This window comes from Pseudarthrobacter sp. fls2-241-R2A-168, from assembly GCF_030209335.1.
Lineage (GTDB): Bacteria > Actinomycetota > Actinomycetes > Actinomycetales > Micrococcaceae > Arthrobacter.
Genome location: NZ_JARVSG010000035.1, coordinates 24,211 through 38,991 on the forward strand (window position 1 = coordinate 24,211; position 14,781 = coordinate 38,991).

Consider the following 14,781-nt stretch of genomic DNA (forward strand, 5'->3'; position numbering starts at 1 on the left):
ACCCCTAAAGACGCCCGGGTCGGGCGGCAGTAGCATGGGCCCTATGGCCGGGAAATGGATTCGGCTCCTCGGTCCTCCTGTGATCGAGTCCCTTGGTGCTACTCCACTCCAGCCCAGGGGCCGCAAGGCCTGGGCGGTGCTGGCATACCTTGCGCTGCAGGGCGAAGGCACCAGCAGACCCCGTATGGCATCGCTGCTTTTTCCCGATGCTGCCGATCCCCTGGGTGCCCTGCGCTGGAACCTGTCCGAGCTGCGGCGCGCCCTGGACGGAGTGACGGTGGGCGGCGATCCCCTGCGGCTGGTACTCGAGCCTCCTTGGCAGTGTGACGCCTTGGAAGTACTGGACCCGGCCGCCAACACCGGCATGGACCCCCGCGGCTTCACCGGACAGTTGCTGGAGGGGCTGTCCTTCGCTGACTGCCCTGTCTTCGACTCCTGGCTGGCGGACCAGCGCTACCGCTTCGACAACGTAGTCCAGTCCCTGCTGTATGAGGCAGCACTGGCTTCCCTGGCTGCGGGCACTCCCGGGCTGGCTGCGGACCTCGCAACCCTCGCCCTTGAGCGGGATCCCTTCCATGCAGATTGCAACGCCGTCCTGGTCAAGGCTCTTGTGGCCATGGGCGAGCACCGCCGCGCCCGGCAGCATGTCACCAAGTGCGGGGACCTCTACCGGCAGGAGCTGGGCCTGCCGCTGCCCGCGGAGGTCCGGCAGGCATTGTCTGACGCGGCCCCGCAGAAGGACCCCTTGATGCCGGCCACGCCTGCGACGGTGCGTTCCTACCTGGATGCGGGCGGGGCATCGCTCTGGGCGGGTGCCGTGGACCGGGGGCTTGAGCAGCTGCGCCTGGCCGTGGTGCTGGCACGCGGCACGGGGAATGATCATCTGCTCGCAGAGTCCTTGGTGGCATTGTCCGGGGCGTTGATCCACCAGGCGGGCGGCCGCGGCGCTGAGGTGGCGGACTTCCTGCACCGCGCGTTGCAGGCGGAAGGCCCCGTAGGCGCCTCACGCACCGCCGCTGCCGCCTACCGCGAGCTGGGCTACTTGTCCGTGCAGCGGGGTGTGCCGGACCGTGCCGCCGGCTGGCTGGACCGGGCGATGATTGCGGCCGAGGGATTCCTGGATGAACAGGCGCGGGTCCTTGCCATCCAAGGCATGTTGGCCTCCGACACCGCCCGGTACGACGCCGCCGTGACCGCGCTCGTGGAGTCCGGGCGGCTGGCTGAGGCTTTGGGAAGCCGGCGGCAGCAGGCGTTCAGTGCGGCGCTGCTGGGACGGGTCTTCCTGCTTCGTGGAGAGCTGAAGCAGGCGGCCGTGACCCTGGACCGTGCACAGGATTGGATTGCAGAGGAGCACTGGACCTCGTTCGAGCCGTTTGTGGCCGGGCTCCGCGGAGAGGCGTACTTGGCATCGGGCCAGCTGGAGGAGGCTGCGGCCCTGATCGACCGGTCGTGGGTGATGGCCGAGCTGGCCGGTGATCACTGCTACATGGCTTTGGCAGCCGGTGCCGAAGCGCGCCTGTTTATGGAGCACGGCGACCTGACTGCTGCCGCACACTGGATCGACCGGGGCCTCGGGCCCAATCCCTGGTATCTCTGGTACTCCGCCCGGCTCCTGGATACAGCAGCAGAGGTTTCCATTGCCAGCCGGTCACCGCGCGCCTCCGCGTTCGTGGAGCGGCTGGCCGAGTTGGCGAGCCGGAGCGGGATGCGGGAATTCGTGGTGCGGGGGCAGTCCCACAGGGCTGTGCTCGGCGACGAAGCGGCGGCGCAGGCAGTTCCCTGGCTGGCGCGCGATATCGATAACCCTGCGCTGGCGGCGTTCCTGGCTGCCCGGCACGGCGGACAGGCCGCCGCCACGCAGGTGGCCCATATCGAGTCACGGGTGGAACATGGCAGCAATGGATAATGCGGACGGTCAGGGCCGGAAGCCGGGCCACGTGGTGCTGCTGGGCGATTCCATCTTCGACAACGGCGCCTACGTTGATGGCGGCCCGGACGTGGTCACCCAGCTGCGGCAGGAACTGCCGGGCTGGAAATGCTCCCTTTTGGCGATCGACGGGGACGTCATCACCGGCGTCGCCCGCCAGGTTAGCCGCCTGCCTGCGGACGCGAGCCACGTCGTGGTGAGCGTCGGTGGAAACGACGCGCTGGGCTATGCGCCGCTGTTGCAGGAGCAACCCGACTCAGTTGCCGCGGCGCTGCTGCTGCTGGCGGCGGCGAGGGACAGGTTCGACGCCGACTACCGGGCCATGCTGCCTGCGGTCCTGGCGCAGGGGCTGCCGACAGCGGTATGCACCATCTACGACACACCTTCCTCGGAGCCGAACCAGAAGGTCATCAAGGCGGCGCTGGCCCTTTTCAACGACTCCATCACCAGGGCCGCCTTCTCGCATGGAGCAGCACTGATAGACCTGCGGCTCATCTGCAGCCAGGACGCGGACTATGCGAACCCCATCGAGCCGTCGGCCCAGGGCGGAAGAAAGATAGCTCAGGCCATCGCCGGACTGGTCCGGCTTCCCCACGCGGGCCCGCATTCGCTTGTTGTAGCGCAATGACCGCTGCCGGCATCAGTGCGGGTGCAGGGTGCGCGATTGCTTGCCTCGGTGCGCAAGCCGGGACCCGCCGGCCACCGGACGGTACCTGATCCTGCGCTTTTCGGCCCGGTCCGCTCTCCGTTCCTGGCGCCGGGCCTTCCGCTCCGGCCGGTCAATGCCGGACAGGATGGCGAAAGTGACCACGACCCAGAGCAGGGCGGTGAACAACACCAAGGCAATCCCGAACTCAATGCCCATAGCTTCATTTTAGGGGTCCACGGCCCCAAACAAGAGGGCCCGTACACACCAAGGTTGGCTTGGGCTTTCCTGCCCTACATCACGCCCAACCCGCGCGCCGCCGCCATGACGTCCTGGACAGTGACAGCCAGAAGTGCGGGGTCGGGTTGGTCTGCGAAGGTGTCGCCACGCCTCAGCTCAGCCCGGGTCAGGACGACGTGCGGCCCCGGGGGCGGGCCCCAGATCTCGGGTGGAGCCGGGCCAAACAGCACCACTGACGGGGTGCCATACGCGGATGCCAGGTGGGCCGCTCCGGTATCCGCCGAGATCACAAGCCGCGCAGCTGCGATGGTGGCCGCGAATTCGGCCAGCCCCAGCCGCCCCGCCAGCACCGTGTCCTCAGCAAAACCAGCCCGGCGGCAGACGTCCAGGGCACGGTCCCGTTCACCGCTCCCGCCCGTGAAGACGACGTTGTGCCCCGCCGCGGCAAGGGTGGAGGCAACTGCCGCGAAGCGCTCGGCCGGCCAGAGGCGGCTGCCGTAGGCCGCTCCCACGTGCAGGACGGTGGAACCGGGAACCGGGCTCGGCACATGGGGTCGGTTCAGGTGGATATCGAGGGGATCAGCTTCGATGCCGTGCCACTCCAGGAGCGTGACCCAGCGCTCCCTTTCGTGCAGTTCCGCGCGCCAGGGCGGCCCATCCCGGTACTGGCTCCGGTGCCCGATCGTCTGCCTGGCCTGCAGGGCCTCGATCCGGTCCTGGCTCTCCGGCCCGCTGCCGTGCAGGTTCACGGCCACATCCACTACGCCGGGCTCCATGGCCAACGGCTCATCAAGGCCATGGGTGGGGAAAAGCTCATAACCACCCACCAGGCCCAGCGCCTCGGACAACCATCCTTGGGCCGCATACCGCAGCCTGTGCTCCGGGAAGGTCCTCCGGAGGGCCTTGAGTGCCGGAACCGCAACGAGCAGGTCGCCTAGTTTGAGGGCCCGGAGGACCAGGAGCTCAGGCTTGCCATCCTGCACTCCATTGGGCGCCATGGCCGGTCCAGTTCCCGCGTTGCTCATACGCCCAGCCCGCCCACGCCAGTTGCCGCCAGGCTGCGGACGTCCTCATGCACATCGCGGACGGCCACTCCGGCCACCACGGAATCGTCATGCGGGCAGCGTGGTGCCGTCCAGCCCACCTGTGTGACATCAATCCCACATGTCGGGCAGGCAGTCACCCAGGAGGCGTGGAGGCGATGGAGGCTCCTGCCCAGCGCCCCGGCGTTGATGACATTGCCAGCCCAGAAGATTCCCACGGTGGGCACACCAAGGGCCTGCGCCAGGTGCCGCGGGCCGCTGTCATTTCCCACCACCACCGCTGCCCTGGCCAGGAGCGCCACCAGACCTGCCATGTCCAGTTTTCCCGCCACGGACCGGACCTGTCCCGAATCGGCCAGTTCGACGATGCGCGCGCCTATCTCCTGCTCACTGCCGTCCCCCACAACGACCACATGGAATCCGTCTGCGGCGCAGGCCGCCGCCAGTTCGGCGAACCGCTCTACGGGCCAGCGACGGCGGGGATCGGTGGCGCCGGGATGTATCACCACCAAAGGCTGGGTGCCGTCGTCGGCTGTTCCGGAAAGGGCGCGCAGCCCCTCCGCCGGAGCGAGCCGGGCCTCAAGGTCAACGGGAAATGCCCCGGCGAAACCCGCAACTTCCAAAGCCCGCAGCGGTTCATGCTGGTAATAGAGGTAAGGGACCGTACGCTCCAGGCTCGCCGCATCGGCCGTGCGGGTTCCTACCGTATGCCGGGCTCCGAGGCGCAGCAGGAAGGGATTCGAGTACCGTCCCCCGCCGTGAAGCTGGACCGCCAGATCGAAGCGGCGCGCACGCATCTCCTGGAAGAAACGGTCCAGTTCTTCCTCGTTTTCCTCGCCTGGCCGGACGCCTTCGGAAAAGGGCAGGACACAGACTTCGTCCACCGGGCTTTTCGTCGCCGCAATCAGTGCCTCGTGCGCCGGAGTGCCAAGAAGCGTTATGGAAGCCTCCGGATACGCCGCTTTCAGGGCGGCCATGGCAGGGATGGCAAAAATCAGGTCACCCAGTCCACCGCCGCGCAGGACCGCAATCCTGTACACTTCATCGAACTTCTCAAGGACGGGGCCCACACCCATACCGGCCCGCCCGGCACCACCGAATTCTGCAGTCAGCTGCTCCACATAAACCCCTTCGACTCAAGCCGGGGCCGCTTCTTTTCCTGCGGCCTCCCCTGCTCCTGCGGCCGGAACAGCACAGCGGATGCTGCGCCGGCCTTCCTCTGACCCTACCCAGGCGGCGGTCAATATACTCCGGCTATTGGGGAATACCCGGATGATGCTGTACGTTTCATACGCGACAGACGAACCAAAGAAAAGAGAAGCACCCAAAGTGGCAACCGATTATGATGAACTGCGTTCCGACGTCAAGGAATCGCAGGACAACTCACTCGAGCAGCTCCAGTCAGCCAATGCTCCCGACGCACGCAGCGTTGTGCTTGAGCTGGACGAAGCTGACGGCCTGGACGGTGCGGGCGTACCCGGCGGCGAATTCGTCGCCGAGGAGCTCGTGGTGCAGGTCATTCCGCAGGCGGACGACGAATTCACCTGCTACTCATGCTTCCTGGTCCGTCACCGCTCGCAGATTGCGCGCCAGAAGGACGGCCACAGCTACTGCACCGAGTGCGAGGGCTGACCAGGCGGTCATGTGGAGCGGCGGATTCAGCCATTCCCTCAACTGAGCAAGAGGCACGTCCCATTGGGAGACGTGCCTCTCGGCTTTAAGCGAGCTTCCGCCGCACGATCTGGCTGACTTCCTTGCCGTCGAAGCGCCCCGCCACCTCCGCCGTCACAGGTTTCATGACTTCGCCCATCTGCCGCGGTGTCAGTTCACGGCCCGCGTCGCGCAGCCCGGCCATGACCTCATCCACGATCGCTTCGACTTCCTCCTGCGACAGCGGTTGCGGCAGGTAGGACTCTATGACTTCCGCCTCGGCGATCTCCGCCGCGGCACGGTCCGGCTGGCCGGCTTCCGTGTAGATTCCCGCCGTTTCGCGGCGCTTCGCAGCTTCCTTCTGCAGCAGGGACGTCACCTGCAGGTCATCAAGCTGCACCGGCGTCTTACCCGATTTCTCCCGGGTCTCGATTTCGCCCAGGACGTTCCGGACGGTGGTGAGCGCCGTCTTGTTGCGCTCCTTCATGTGGATGACCACGTCGGCCTGCAGCCGTTCTTTCAGTGATGACACGGTTTTCCTCTGTTCCTTGTTTTATGTTGGCCCTTGTTCGCGGGGCGGCAGGGTACTGCGGCCGCACCCAGCCATCCCTAGTACCGTAGGGGCTTATGCCCGAAAAAGCCCACACCTCCCCGGACCACACCCCGTGAGCCTCCCCAATGACTTTTGGGCCCGGGTGCTCACCGCGTTCAGCCAGACGGATATCCCCACCATTACCAGCACTGAGTTGCTGCTGGTGGTATCCATCGCCACTGCGTTGGCCATCCCCCGCCGGTCCTGGAGGTATGTGGGCCTGCTCGCTACCGCAACCCACGAACTGGGACACGCCTTTGCCGCCGTAACGAGCGGACAGCGGCTCGCCGGAATCCGGCTCAGGCTTGACCATTCCGGAACCACCACCACCTACAGCCGGAGCAAGCTCGCCACCGTTTGGTCCTGCTTCTGGGGCTACCCCACGCCTGCCATGATTGGTGCTGCCTTCGTATGGTGTGGTTTCAATGGCTGGGGGCCGGCCGCCGTCGCGGCCAGCGCCGTTGCCTTGGCCGCCACACTGGTCTTCCTTCGCAACGCTGCGGGCTTCCTCATCACCACCGGAGCCATCCTTGGCTGCATCGCGCTGATTGTCCTCGTTCCGGCAGCGTACGTGGGCCATGTCGCCGTCATCGTGGGCCTGGTACTCCTGATTGGTGCGGTGCGGGACCTCGGCAAACTCACGCACGTCCACCTGCGCCGGAGGGACAGGCTTGCCACGTCCGATGCCTACCTGCTGTACCGTGCAACGGTAGTGCCTTCCGGCATCTGGATCCTCATGTTCGTGGTCCTTGTGGCCGCATCCTGGCTGGCGGCCTGGCAGCCGATCTCAACAATCCTGCCGCGGGGCGCATAGGCTTGTTTTATGAGCCAGGAAACGGAAAACGCCCAGCAAAGGGCAGGCGGCAGAACCACTGATTACAGCACGCGAGGCTCCTACGTCACGGGCGGAGCCGAGTTCAACCGCGACACCAACTACATCGAGGACCGCATCACCGCGGACGGCAGGCCGGGACCCAACGGGGAACCTGGCTGGCCGGTCGAGGCTGGACGGTACCGCCTCATCGCCGCGAGGGCCTGCCCCTGGGCCAACAGAACCGTGATTGTCCGCCGCCTCCTGGGACTGGAGGATGCGATCTCCCTCGGCCAGCCCGGTCCCACGCACGATGCCCGGTCCTGGACGTTTGACCTTGACCCCGGCGGAGTGGACCCGGTATTGGGCATCGAACGCCTGCAGGAGGCCTTTTTCAAGCGGTTCCCGGGCTACCCGCGGGGTATCACCGTCCCCGCGATCGTCGACGTGGCCACTGGTGAAGTGGTGACCAACAACTTCCCGCAGATCACGCTGGACTTCTCCACCGAATGGACCAGGTTCCACCGTCCCGGCGCACCTGTGCTGTACCCCGAGCACCTCCGGGACGAGATCGACCAGGTTAATAAGAGGGTGTTTACAGAGGTCAACAACGGTGTCTACCGCTGCGGCTTCGCCGGCTCCCAGCAGGCATACGAGTCGGCGTATGAACGGCTCTGGGCCGCGATGGACTGGCTGGAGGACCGCCTGTCCGGCCAGCGCTACCTAGTGGGCGACACGATCACCGAAGCGGACGTGCGGCTGTTCACCACCCTGGCCCGGTTCGACGCCGTCTACCACGGCCACTTCAAGTGCAACCGTCAAAAACTCAGCGAGATGCCCGCATTGTGGGGATACGCCCGGGACCTTTTCCAGACGCCCGGATTTGGGGACACCATCGACTTTGTGCAGATCAAGCAGCACTACTACATCGTGCACGAGGACATCAATCCCACCGGGATCGTTCCCGCCGGTCCTGCCCTTGGCGGGTGGCTTGAGCCACACGGCCGCGAGTCCCTGGGCGGCAGGCCCTTTGGCGACGGAACACCGCCTGGCCCGGTGAAACCGGGTGAAGAAGTTGCGCCGGGCCACGGCGCGACACTGTAAGGGAAAGCGCTTGCTCGCTTAGACTGGCCGGATGCAAACTTCTCAGGGTTTTGTAGCACCCGGTTTCGAAAATGTCGTGGAGCTGTTCGAATCGTTCCTGGCCGGGGACCCGACCTACAGTGCACAGCTGGCCGCGTACCGGAACGGGTCGCAGGTGGTGCGGCTGGCCGGTGGCCCGGATATGGACCAGCAAACCATCACGGGCGCCTACTCCTGCTCCAAGGGAGTGGCGGCCATGGTGATCGCACTCCTGGTCCAGGACGGCCTGCTTGACCTCGACGCCCCCGTGACCAAGTACTGGCCCGAGTTTGGCGTCCACGGCAAGGACCGTCTCCTGGTGCGGCAGGCGTTGTCCCACCAGGCCGGCCTGATGGGTGTGGAGGGTGGGTTCGCCCTGGATGAGTTCACCACTGCCGATGCTGCTGCCCGGCTGGCGGCTGCGCGGCCCTCCTGGCTGCCTGGCCGGCAATTCGGCTATCATGCCCTGACCATCGGGATCATCATGGAGGAACTGTGCCGCCGGACGGCCGGAGAATCCCTGCAAAGCATCTACGAACGGCGGATCCGGACACGGCTGGGCATCGACTTCTTCCTTGGCCTGCCCGCGGAGCTGGAGCCCCGGTACCGGGACGTCCTCTATACCGCCGAGGCGGAAGGGCCATGGGTGGATCCGCTCAGCCTGGAAGGACTGAACAGCAACGCGCCGGTCAGCACCATCATGGAACTGCCCAATATCCGCAGCGTCCGGAGTGAAGGCATGTCTGCGGCCGGCGGGGTGGGATCGGCGGAGGGGCTGGCCCGGCTCTACGCCGCGGCCACCACCGGGATTGACGGCACCGGCGCTTTCCTTAGTCCGCAAACGCTGGACCTGATGTCCCAGGAGCAGGTGTGGGGCCTGGACCGCTCATCCGGCCTGGACAACGCCTTCGCCGTGGTGTTTATGAAACCGCATCCGTCCCGGGACTTCGGCAGCCACCGTGCCTTCGGCCATGAGGGCGCCAACGCCGCCCTCGGGTTCGCCGACCCCGCCTACGGCCTCGGTTTCGGTTACGTTCCCCGCCGCGCGGAGGACGGGCGGACGCCCGGAAAGGCGCACCAGCTGGCAGCTGCTGTGCGCCGTTCGGCTGCTGTTTCCTCCTGAACGGGCCGCTCCAGCCGGTTTTCTGCAGCCCTGACCTGCGCTTTTGTGGTTGCGGACAAGGCGCCCTAGTGTGGGGCGGATGGTCAAAACTCAAGCACGACCGGCAATCCGGTGGGCCGGGGGGACCCGTTTCTTAAAGCAGGCGGTGGAAGGACTGTCCGCCGCGTTCGCTGCGCAGCGCCTGCAACTGGCAGCAAAAGCGGCATTGGCCGCCGGGCTGGCATTCCTCATCGCCCCGCTGATGCCTGGCAGCGCGTCCCACTATGCCTACTACGCGCCCCTGGGCGCCTTGGTGGCCATGTACCACAACGTGGCGGGCTCGGTCCGGCAGGGCGTGCAGGCCCTCACCGGACTGGCCGTGGGCATCGGGCTCGCCGTGGTCCTGGTGCACATTGCGGACCCGTCACCACTGACGGTGGCCATTTTTATGGGGATAGGCGTGCTGCTGGGCGGCTTGCCGGGCCTCGGTTCAGGCAGCGATTGGATTCCGACGGCGGCCCTGCTGGTCCTGCTGGTGGGCGGAAGCAATGCCGACGACTTTTCCTTCGGCTACCTGGTGCAGATGGGTGCCGGCGTCGCAGTGGGCATTGCCGTCAACTTCCTGGTCTTTCCCCCGCTCCACCTCAAAGCCGCAGCGGCCAGCCTGGACGACCTCCGCCTCGCGCTGGGCCGGCAGATGACGGATATGGGCACCGCGCTCAAGGAAGAGTGGCCGCCCGAGCACGAAGAATGGTCCCGCCGTTCCGACGAGCTGGCATCGGCCACCCGGTCGGTCCGGCACCTCGTCAAGGAGGCGGACGCCAGCCGAAGGGCGAACCCCCGGCGCAAGCTCCACCCCCGTGACATCGACCGTGACTACCGCAACCTTCGCCAACTGGAAAGGGTCTCGTTCCACGTCCAGGACATGACGGACGTGCTGTCCGACGTGATCTGGGAAAGCGATGTGCCGTACACCGTCCCATTGGAGGACAACGTTCCGCTCGCCGACGCCATCACCGCCACCGGCGAACTGTTGTGTTCCTTCAGCACCGACGATGAGGACCGGCAGGCGGAGCGTTTCACGGCTGCCAAGTCGGCGGTGGAAGCGTGCATGGCAACCACCGCCGCCAGGGAGCTGGACCAGGGCGCCGTGCCTGCGTCCGAATCGATCCTCCTCAGCCTGCACCGGATCCTGCGTTCCGTCCGTCCGGGAACTGACGCCCCGGCGTCCTAAGACCAGGGTCTAGAGCAGGGCAACGGAGCCGCTGAAATGACGGCGGCCCGACCGGGGGTTCCAGGCGGTGAATTCGGAACGCTCCCATGTCCCGGCACTTCCCTGAACGGAGGTGATATCCAGGGCCACCCGGCAGGGAAGGAAGACCGGCGCCTCAAAGTCCACCTCCCACGTAAAGGAATCCCCGCGGACAGCGCCGACGTCGGCGAGGGCCCTGGACGCCAGGTACATGCCATGGGCGATGGAGCGGCGCATCCCCAAAGCCTTTGCTGAAAGCACGCTGAGGTGGATGGGGTTGAAGTCGCCGGACACAGCCGCGTACGCCCGGCCGGTATCGACCCCCAGCTGCCACAGCGCCGTGGGATCGGGTGCCTTGAAGTCAGCACGCGCGGGCGCCGCCGAGGGTTTGTCGATTCCGGGCAGGAAGACCCCCTTGGCGAGGTAGGTTGAGACGCCCCGCCAGCAAGTGTCCGCGGAACCTGCCCGCCGCACTTCACTGACCACATCCACCTGGGTGCCGGCACGGTGCCCGCGCAGGTTCTCCACGTGGGCGGTGATGTCCAACAAGTCCGTGAAAAGCAGCGGCGAACGTTGTTCCACGCTGTTCCGGAGGTGGATCATGCCCAACAGCGGAAGCGGAAAGTCGTCCCTGTTCATCAGACTTATGGCGAGGGGGAACGAGAGGGCGTGGATAAAGCCGGCCGGCAGGACGTCACTGGCGGATTCGCCAATGAGGTGCTGGTAGGCAGTGAGGTTGCCAACGTCCACCCGCACTCCGCGCACCTCATGGCTTTCGGCCGGCAGGTCAGAGCCATCGTGGGTCCCCAGCAGGCGCCGCCGTGCCGCCTGGGCTGCGGCGTTGACGTACAGCTTCGACAGCGACGGCATCTCCCCGAGGATGACCGGCTGTGGGGGCATCATGCCCCCACCAGGTTTTGTCCGCAGACCCGAAGCACCTCGCCGTTGATGCCTCCGGCGGCGTTGCTGGCCAGGAACGCGATGGTCTCCGCAACGTCAGTGGGCTGTCCACCCTGCTGCAGCGAGTTGAGGCGTCGGCCCATCTCCCGCAGGGCGAAGGGAATCCGGGCCGTCATCTCCGTTTCGATAAAGCCCGGGGCGACGGCGTTGATGGTGCCCCCGTGGGCGGCGATCACTGGCGCAGTTGCCCGGACCATTCCCACCACGCCTGCCTTGGAGGCCGCGTAGTTTGTCTGGCCGCGGTTGCCGGCAATGCCGCTGGTGGACGCGACGGAGATTATCCGGGGTGACGAGCGGAAGTTTCCTGACGCGAGCAGGGCCTCGTTGATCCGGAGCTGCGCTGCGATATTGACCTCAATCACTGACCTCCAGCGGGACTCGTCCATGTTGGCGAGGAGCTTGTCCCTGGTGATGCCCGCATTGTGGACCATGATGTCGAGGCGCCCGTGCCGCTGCGAGGCATGCTCAAGGATCCGCTGCCCGGCGTCGTCCCTGCTGATGTCCAGCTGGAGGGCGGTGCCCTTGACCTCGTTGGCCACTTCGGCAAGATGGTCCCCGGCCGCGGGGATATCCACCAGGACCAACGTGGCGCCATCGCGGTGCAGGGTCCTGGCGATAGCCGCACCGATGCCCCGGGCTGCTCCGGTGACGACGGCGATCCTTCCTTCCAGCGGCTTCTCAACGTTGCGGGGCGGTTCTCCCGCCGTAGTGGATACCGTGAGGAACTGACCATCCACAAAAGCGGACCGGCCCGAGAGGAAGAACCTTATTGCCGCCAGCGTACCGGGGCTTGTTGTCTCCACCTCCGGCGCCAGGAGCAGGCCATTGCCGGTGGCACCGGCGCGCAGTTCCTTCGCAAGGGAGCGCAGGAAGCCGTCCACCCCCTGCCGTGCGGCGGCCTGGGCTGGTGTGGCTGCGTCGGACGCGGGCCGGGATACGGTGATGGCCCTGCCACCGGGGCCAAGGTCCCGGAGGGACGCGGCGACGGTAAGGATGGGTTTCCCAAGGTCTTCGGGGCGGGCCACTTCGTCCAGGACCAGGATGATGGCCCCAAGCTTCTCGCGCGGAACAGCGTGCCTCCGGACGTCGAGGTCCCATGCCAGCAGTTCGGCGGCCAGTTTGTCGGCGCCGGGGGTGTCTCCCTGGACCAGGACTGGCCCGGTGATCAGGGGTTGACCGGGCTCGTACCGGCGCAGGACGGCGGGCTGGGGCAGCCCCAGCTTCCTGGCAACGTTCCGGCCCAGGCCCTGGTTGACGAGTTGCGCATATGTGTCAGTCATCCGTGCCCCTACAGTGATTCCAGAATTGCGGCCACGCCCAGTCCACCGGCAGCGCATACCGAGACCAGGCCCCGGACGGGGCGGCCCTCGGCGTTGGCCTTGGCATGGAGCGTCTTGGCAAGGGAAGCGACAATCCTGCCGCCCGTCGCGGCGAACGGGTGGCCGGCGGCGAGCGAGGAACCATTGACGTTCAACCGTGACCGGTCAATCTTGCCGAAAGCGCCGTCCAGGCCCAGCCGGGTACGCCCGAATTCCTCGTCCTCCCATGCCGCGAGCATGCTGAGGACTGTGGAAGCGAAAGCTTCATGGATCTCGAAAAAGTCGATGTCCGCCAGGCTGAGTCCCTGCCGGGCGAGCAGCCTTGGCACGGCGAATACCGGTGCCATCAGCAGGCCGTCCTTGCCGTGGACAAAGTCGACGGCGGCCGCTTCGGCATCCACGACGGCAGCAAGCTTTGGCAGGTCCCGGGCGTCAGCCCATTCCTCGGAGGCCAGCAGCACGGTGGAGGCGCCATCGGTCAGCGGCGTGGAGTTGCCTGCCGTCATGGTCGCGTCGGCGCCGAGGTTCTTCCCGAAGACCGGCTTCAGTCCGGCGAGCTTGTCCAGCGAGGTGTCAGGACGCAGGTTCCCGTCGCGGGTCAGGCCCCGGTAAGGGGTGATGAGGTCATCGAAGAATCCGGCATCGTAGGCCGACCCGAGGTTCCGGTGGCTGTTGAGTGCCAGCTCGTCCTGGGCCTCACGGGAGATCTTCCACTGCGAGGTGGTGAGCGCCTGGTGCTCCCCCATGGAAAGACCTGTCCGCGGCTCGGACGTGCCGGGGGCCAGCGGGGCGAGGTCCTTGGGCCTGAGCCTGCTGAGGATCTGCAACCGCTGCGGGACGCTTTTCGCCCGGCTGAGGTCGAGGATAACTTCGCGTAGCCCTTCGCTGACCACCACGGGCGCGTCCGATGCGGAGTCCACCCCCCCTGCGATTCCCGACTCGATCTGGCCCAGTTTGATCTTGTTGGAAAGGCCCACCACGGTTTCGAGCCCGGTTGCGCACGCCTGCTGGAGGTCGTAGGCCGGTGTTTCGGGCGATAAGGCGGAACCCAGCACTGCTTCCCGCGTGAGGTTGAAGTCCCGGGAGTGCTTCAGCACGGCCCCCGCGGCCACTTCCCCGATCCGCTCGTCCTGCAGGCCAAAGCGCGCAATCAGCCCGTCCAACGCCGCCGTCAGCATGTCCTGGTTTGAGGATTTGGCATAAGCGCCGCCGGCCCGGGCGAACGGGATCCTGTTGCCGCCTACGATGATTGCCCTGCGGATCCGGGGTGCGGGGGCTTCGGCGGGAGTGCCGGACTCAGGTCCGGTAGTGGTCTGTCCGTCAATGGACATGGGTATCTCCTCGGGTCACGTGCGGTTACCGATACCCAGCGTACCTGATACGCTGGGTATCGTGAACTTGCACCAAACCCCGACTTCCGCCACGCCTGCCGCCGCTCCCGGTGACGGCCGCTCATCGCGCTGGCAGAGCCACCGGGAGGAACGGCGACGGGAGCTGATCAAATCAGCGCGGCGGGCAGTGCACGCACTGGGCAGCGACGCATCGATGGAGGACATCGCGGCGGCGGCCGGCACATCCAAGTCAGTGTTTTACCGCTATTTTGGCGACAAGGCGGGACTGCAGCAGGCCGTGGGTGAGGTTGTCCTCAGCCAGATGCAGCGCCGGATCCGGGAGGCGGCGCAGAGCGCTGATACCCCCAGGGAGGGTTTGCTGGCCATGGTCTCTGCCTACCTGCAGATGGCCAGCACCAGTCCCAACGTCTACACCTTTGTGACCCGTCCGGCCGCCGACGCGGACACCGCACAGGACCCGGGAGCGGGATCCGCCGCCCTGGGCCACTTTTTTGACTCCGTGGCCGAAATGATTGCCGCCCCCATGCGCTCGCATCTGGGTGACGGCAAGGAAGCCGTCATCGGCTACTGGCCCAAAGCGGCCATCGGTATGGTCCGGAACGCGGGCGAGCAGTGGCTCACCACCCCTGCTTCCCCTGCCAAGCCCGGGCAGGAAGCGATGGCGCGGCAGATCACCGACTGGCTCTGCGTCGGTATCGCGCCGGAGCTGATTCCATCCACACGGACATAAGCATTCACTGCGGCTACACCACAGCAACAATCAGC

Annotated in this window: 15 protein-coding genes; 8 read left to right on the forward strand and 7 right to left on the reverse strand. The window is 66.4% G+C overall.

The window, feature by feature from the left end:
- Nucleotides 1-43 precede the first annotated feature (43 nt).
- Complete coding sequence (locus QRN11_RS17335; RefSeq protein ID WP_285313791.1) at nucleotides 44-1,906, forward strand: AfsR/SARP family transcriptional regulator; 1,863 nt, start codon at nucleotides 44-46, stop codon at nucleotides 1,904-1,906.
- Complete coding sequence (locus QRN11_RS17340) at nucleotides 1,890-2,555, forward strand: SGNH/GDSL hydrolase family protein (protein ID WP_285313792.1); 666 nt, start codon at nucleotides 1,890-1,892, stop codon at nucleotides 2,553-2,555. The genes QRN11_RS17335 and QRN11_RS17340 overlap by 17 nt, the downstream gene beginning before the upstream one ends.
- A 12-nt stretch (nucleotides 2,556-2,567) precedes the next feature.
- Here QRN11_RS17340 and QRN11_RS17345 read toward each other — a convergent pair whose 3' ends face one another.
- The 3 genes from QRN11_RS17345 to QRN11_RS17355 form a co-directional block, all read right to left on the reverse strand.
- Complete coding sequence (locus QRN11_RS17345; RefSeq protein ID WP_142058832.1) at nucleotides 2,568-2,792, reverse strand: hypothetical protein; 225 nt, start codon at nucleotides 2,790-2,792, stop codon at nucleotides 2,568-2,570.
- Between the two features lie 74 nt (nucleotides 2,793-2,866).
- Entirely contained in the window at nucleotides 2,867-3,838 is a 972-nt protein-coding gene (locus QRN11_RS17350; RefSeq protein WP_285313793.1) for a glycosyltransferase family 9 protein, read from the reverse strand.
- A complete protein-coding gene (locus tag QRN11_RS17355) occupies nucleotides 3,835-4,977 on the reverse strand; it encodes a glycosyltransferase family 9 protein (RefSeq protein WP_285313794.1) in 1,143 nt (380 codons plus the stop codon). Before QRN11_RS17355 ends, QRN11_RS17350 begins: the two co-directional genes overlap by 4 nt.
- Before the next feature lie 208 nt (nucleotides 4,978-5,185).
- Between QRN11_RS17355 and QRN11_RS17360 the strand changes: the two genes are divergently transcribed.
- Entirely contained in the window at nucleotides 5,186-5,488 is a 303-nt protein-coding gene (locus tag QRN11_RS17360; protein WP_009358564.1) for a DUF4193 domain-containing protein, read from the forward strand.
- Nucleotides 5,489-5,573: 85 nt separating this feature from the next.
- Here the strand turns inward: QRN11_RS17360 and QRN11_RS17365 are convergent, their stop codons facing one another.
- The gene (locus tag QRN11_RS17365; protein WP_142058836.1) at nucleotides 5,574-6,038 is read right to left on the reverse strand and encodes a GatB/YqeY domain-containing protein; all 465 of its coding nucleotides are present in this window, start codon (nucleotides 6,036-6,038) and stop codon (nucleotides 5,574-5,576) included.
- A gap of 133 nt (nucleotides 6,039-6,171) precedes the next feature.
- Between QRN11_RS17365 and QRN11_RS17370 the strand changes: the two genes are divergently transcribed.
- From QRN11_RS17370 to QRN11_RS17385, 4 genes are all read left to right on the forward strand, one after another.
- Complete coding sequence (locus QRN11_RS17370) at nucleotides 6,172-6,912, forward strand: M50 family metallopeptidase (protein ID WP_285313795.1); 741 nt, start codon at nucleotides 6,172-6,174, stop codon at nucleotides 6,910-6,912.
- A gap of 9 nt (nucleotides 6,913-6,921) precedes the next feature.
- Nucleotides 6,922-8,013 (forward strand): glutathione S-transferase family protein, encoded by a 1,092-nt coding sequence (locus QRN11_RS17375; protein WP_285313796.1) that lies wholly within the window; start codon nucleotides 6,922-6,924, stop codon nucleotides 8,011-8,013.
- Between the two features lie 31 nt (nucleotides 8,014-8,044).
- Nucleotides 8,045-9,154: a serine hydrolase domain-containing protein gene (locus QRN11_RS17380; protein WP_285313797.1), complete on the forward strand. Its 1,110-nt coding sequence runs from the start codon at nucleotides 8,045-8,047 to the stop codon at nucleotides 9,152-9,154.
- 145 nt (nucleotides 9,155-9,299) lie between these two features.
- Nucleotides 9,300-10,367 (forward strand): FUSC family protein, encoded by a 1,068-nt coding sequence (locus tag QRN11_RS17385; protein WP_285313798.1) that lies wholly within the window; start codon nucleotides 9,300-9,302, stop codon nucleotides 10,365-10,367.
- Nucleotides 10,368-10,376: 9 nt separating this feature from the next.
- On the opposite strand, the gene QRN11_RS17390 is transcribed toward QRN11_RS17385, so the two are convergent.
- Genes QRN11_RS17390 through QRN11_RS17400 form a run of 3 tightly spaced genes read right to left on the reverse strand, consistent with a single transcriptional unit; the run spans nucleotide 10,377 to nucleotide 13,995 of the window.
- Entirely contained in the window at nucleotides 10,377-11,288 is a 912-nt protein-coding gene (locus QRN11_RS17390) for a MaoC family dehydratase (protein ID WP_285313799.1), read from the reverse strand.
- A complete protein-coding gene (locus QRN11_RS17395; RefSeq protein ID WP_285313800.1) occupies nucleotides 11,285-12,625 on the reverse strand; it encodes a 3-oxoacyl-ACP reductase in 1,341 nt (446 codons plus the stop codon). The genes QRN11_RS17390 and QRN11_RS17395 overlap by 4 nt, the downstream gene beginning before the upstream one ends.
- A gap of 8 nt (nucleotides 12,626-12,633) precedes the next feature.
- The gene (locus tag QRN11_RS17400) at nucleotides 12,634-13,995 is read right to left on the reverse strand and encodes an acetyl-CoA C-acetyltransferase (protein ID WP_285313801.1); all 1,362 of its coding nucleotides are present in this window, start codon (nucleotides 13,993-13,995) and stop codon (nucleotides 12,634-12,636) included.
- On the opposite strand from QRN11_RS17400, the gene QRN11_RS17405 reads away from it, so the two are divergent.
- On the forward strand, nucleotides 13,994-14,746 hold the full coding sequence (locus QRN11_RS17405) for a TetR/AcrR family transcriptional regulator (protein ID WP_285313802.1): 753 nt from the start codon (nucleotides 13,994-13,996) through the stop codon (nucleotides 14,744-14,746). The genes QRN11_RS17400 and QRN11_RS17405 overlap by 2 nt on opposite strands.
- Nucleotides 14,747-14,781 lie beyond the last annotated feature (35 nt).

What these genes read in the sequence shown, in the direction of transcription:
- QRN11_RS17335 (WP_285313791.1), top strand. Translation starts at nt 44, where the DNA reads ATGGCCGGGAAATGGATTCGGCTCCTCGGTCCTCCTGTGATCGAGTCC.
- QRN11_RS17340 (WP_285313792.1), top strand. Translation starts at nt 1,890, where the DNA reads ATGGCAGCAATGGATAATGCGGACGGTCAGGGCCGGAAGCCGGGCCAC.
- QRN11_RS17345 (WP_142058832.1), bottom strand. Translation starts at nt 2,792, where the DNA reads ATGGGCATTGAGTTCGGGATTGCCTTGGTGTTGTTCACCGCCCTGCTC.
- QRN11_RS17350 (WP_285313793.1), bottom strand. Translation starts at nt 3,838, where the DNA reads ATGAGCAACGCGGGAACTGGACCGGCCATGGCGCCCAATGGAGTGCAG.
- QRN11_RS17375 (WP_285313796.1), top strand. Translation starts at nt 6,922, where the DNA reads ATGAGCCAGGAAACGGAAAACGCCCAGCAAAGGGCAGGCGGCAGAACC.
- QRN11_RS17380 (WP_285313797.1), top strand. Translation starts at nt 8,045, where the DNA reads ATGCAAACTTCTCAGGGTTTTGTAGCACCCGGTTTCGAAAATGTCGTG.
- QRN11_RS17390 (WP_285313799.1), bottom strand. Translation starts at nt 11,288, where the DNA reads ATGATGCCCCCACAGCCGGTCATCCTCGGGGAGATGCCGTCGCTGTCG.
- QRN11_RS17395 (WP_285313800.1), bottom strand. Translation starts at nt 12,625, where the DNA reads ATGACTGACACATATGCGCAACTCGTCAACCAGGGCCTGGGCCGGAAC.
- QRN11_RS17405 (WP_285313802.1), top strand. Translation starts at nt 13,994, where the DNA reads ATGGGTATCTCCTCGGGTCACGTGCGGTTACCGATACCCAGCGTACCT.
- QRN11_RS17400 (WP_285313801.1), bottom strand. Translation starts at nt 13,995, where the DNA reads ATGTCCATTGACGGACAGACCACTACCGGACCTGAGTCCGGCACTCCC.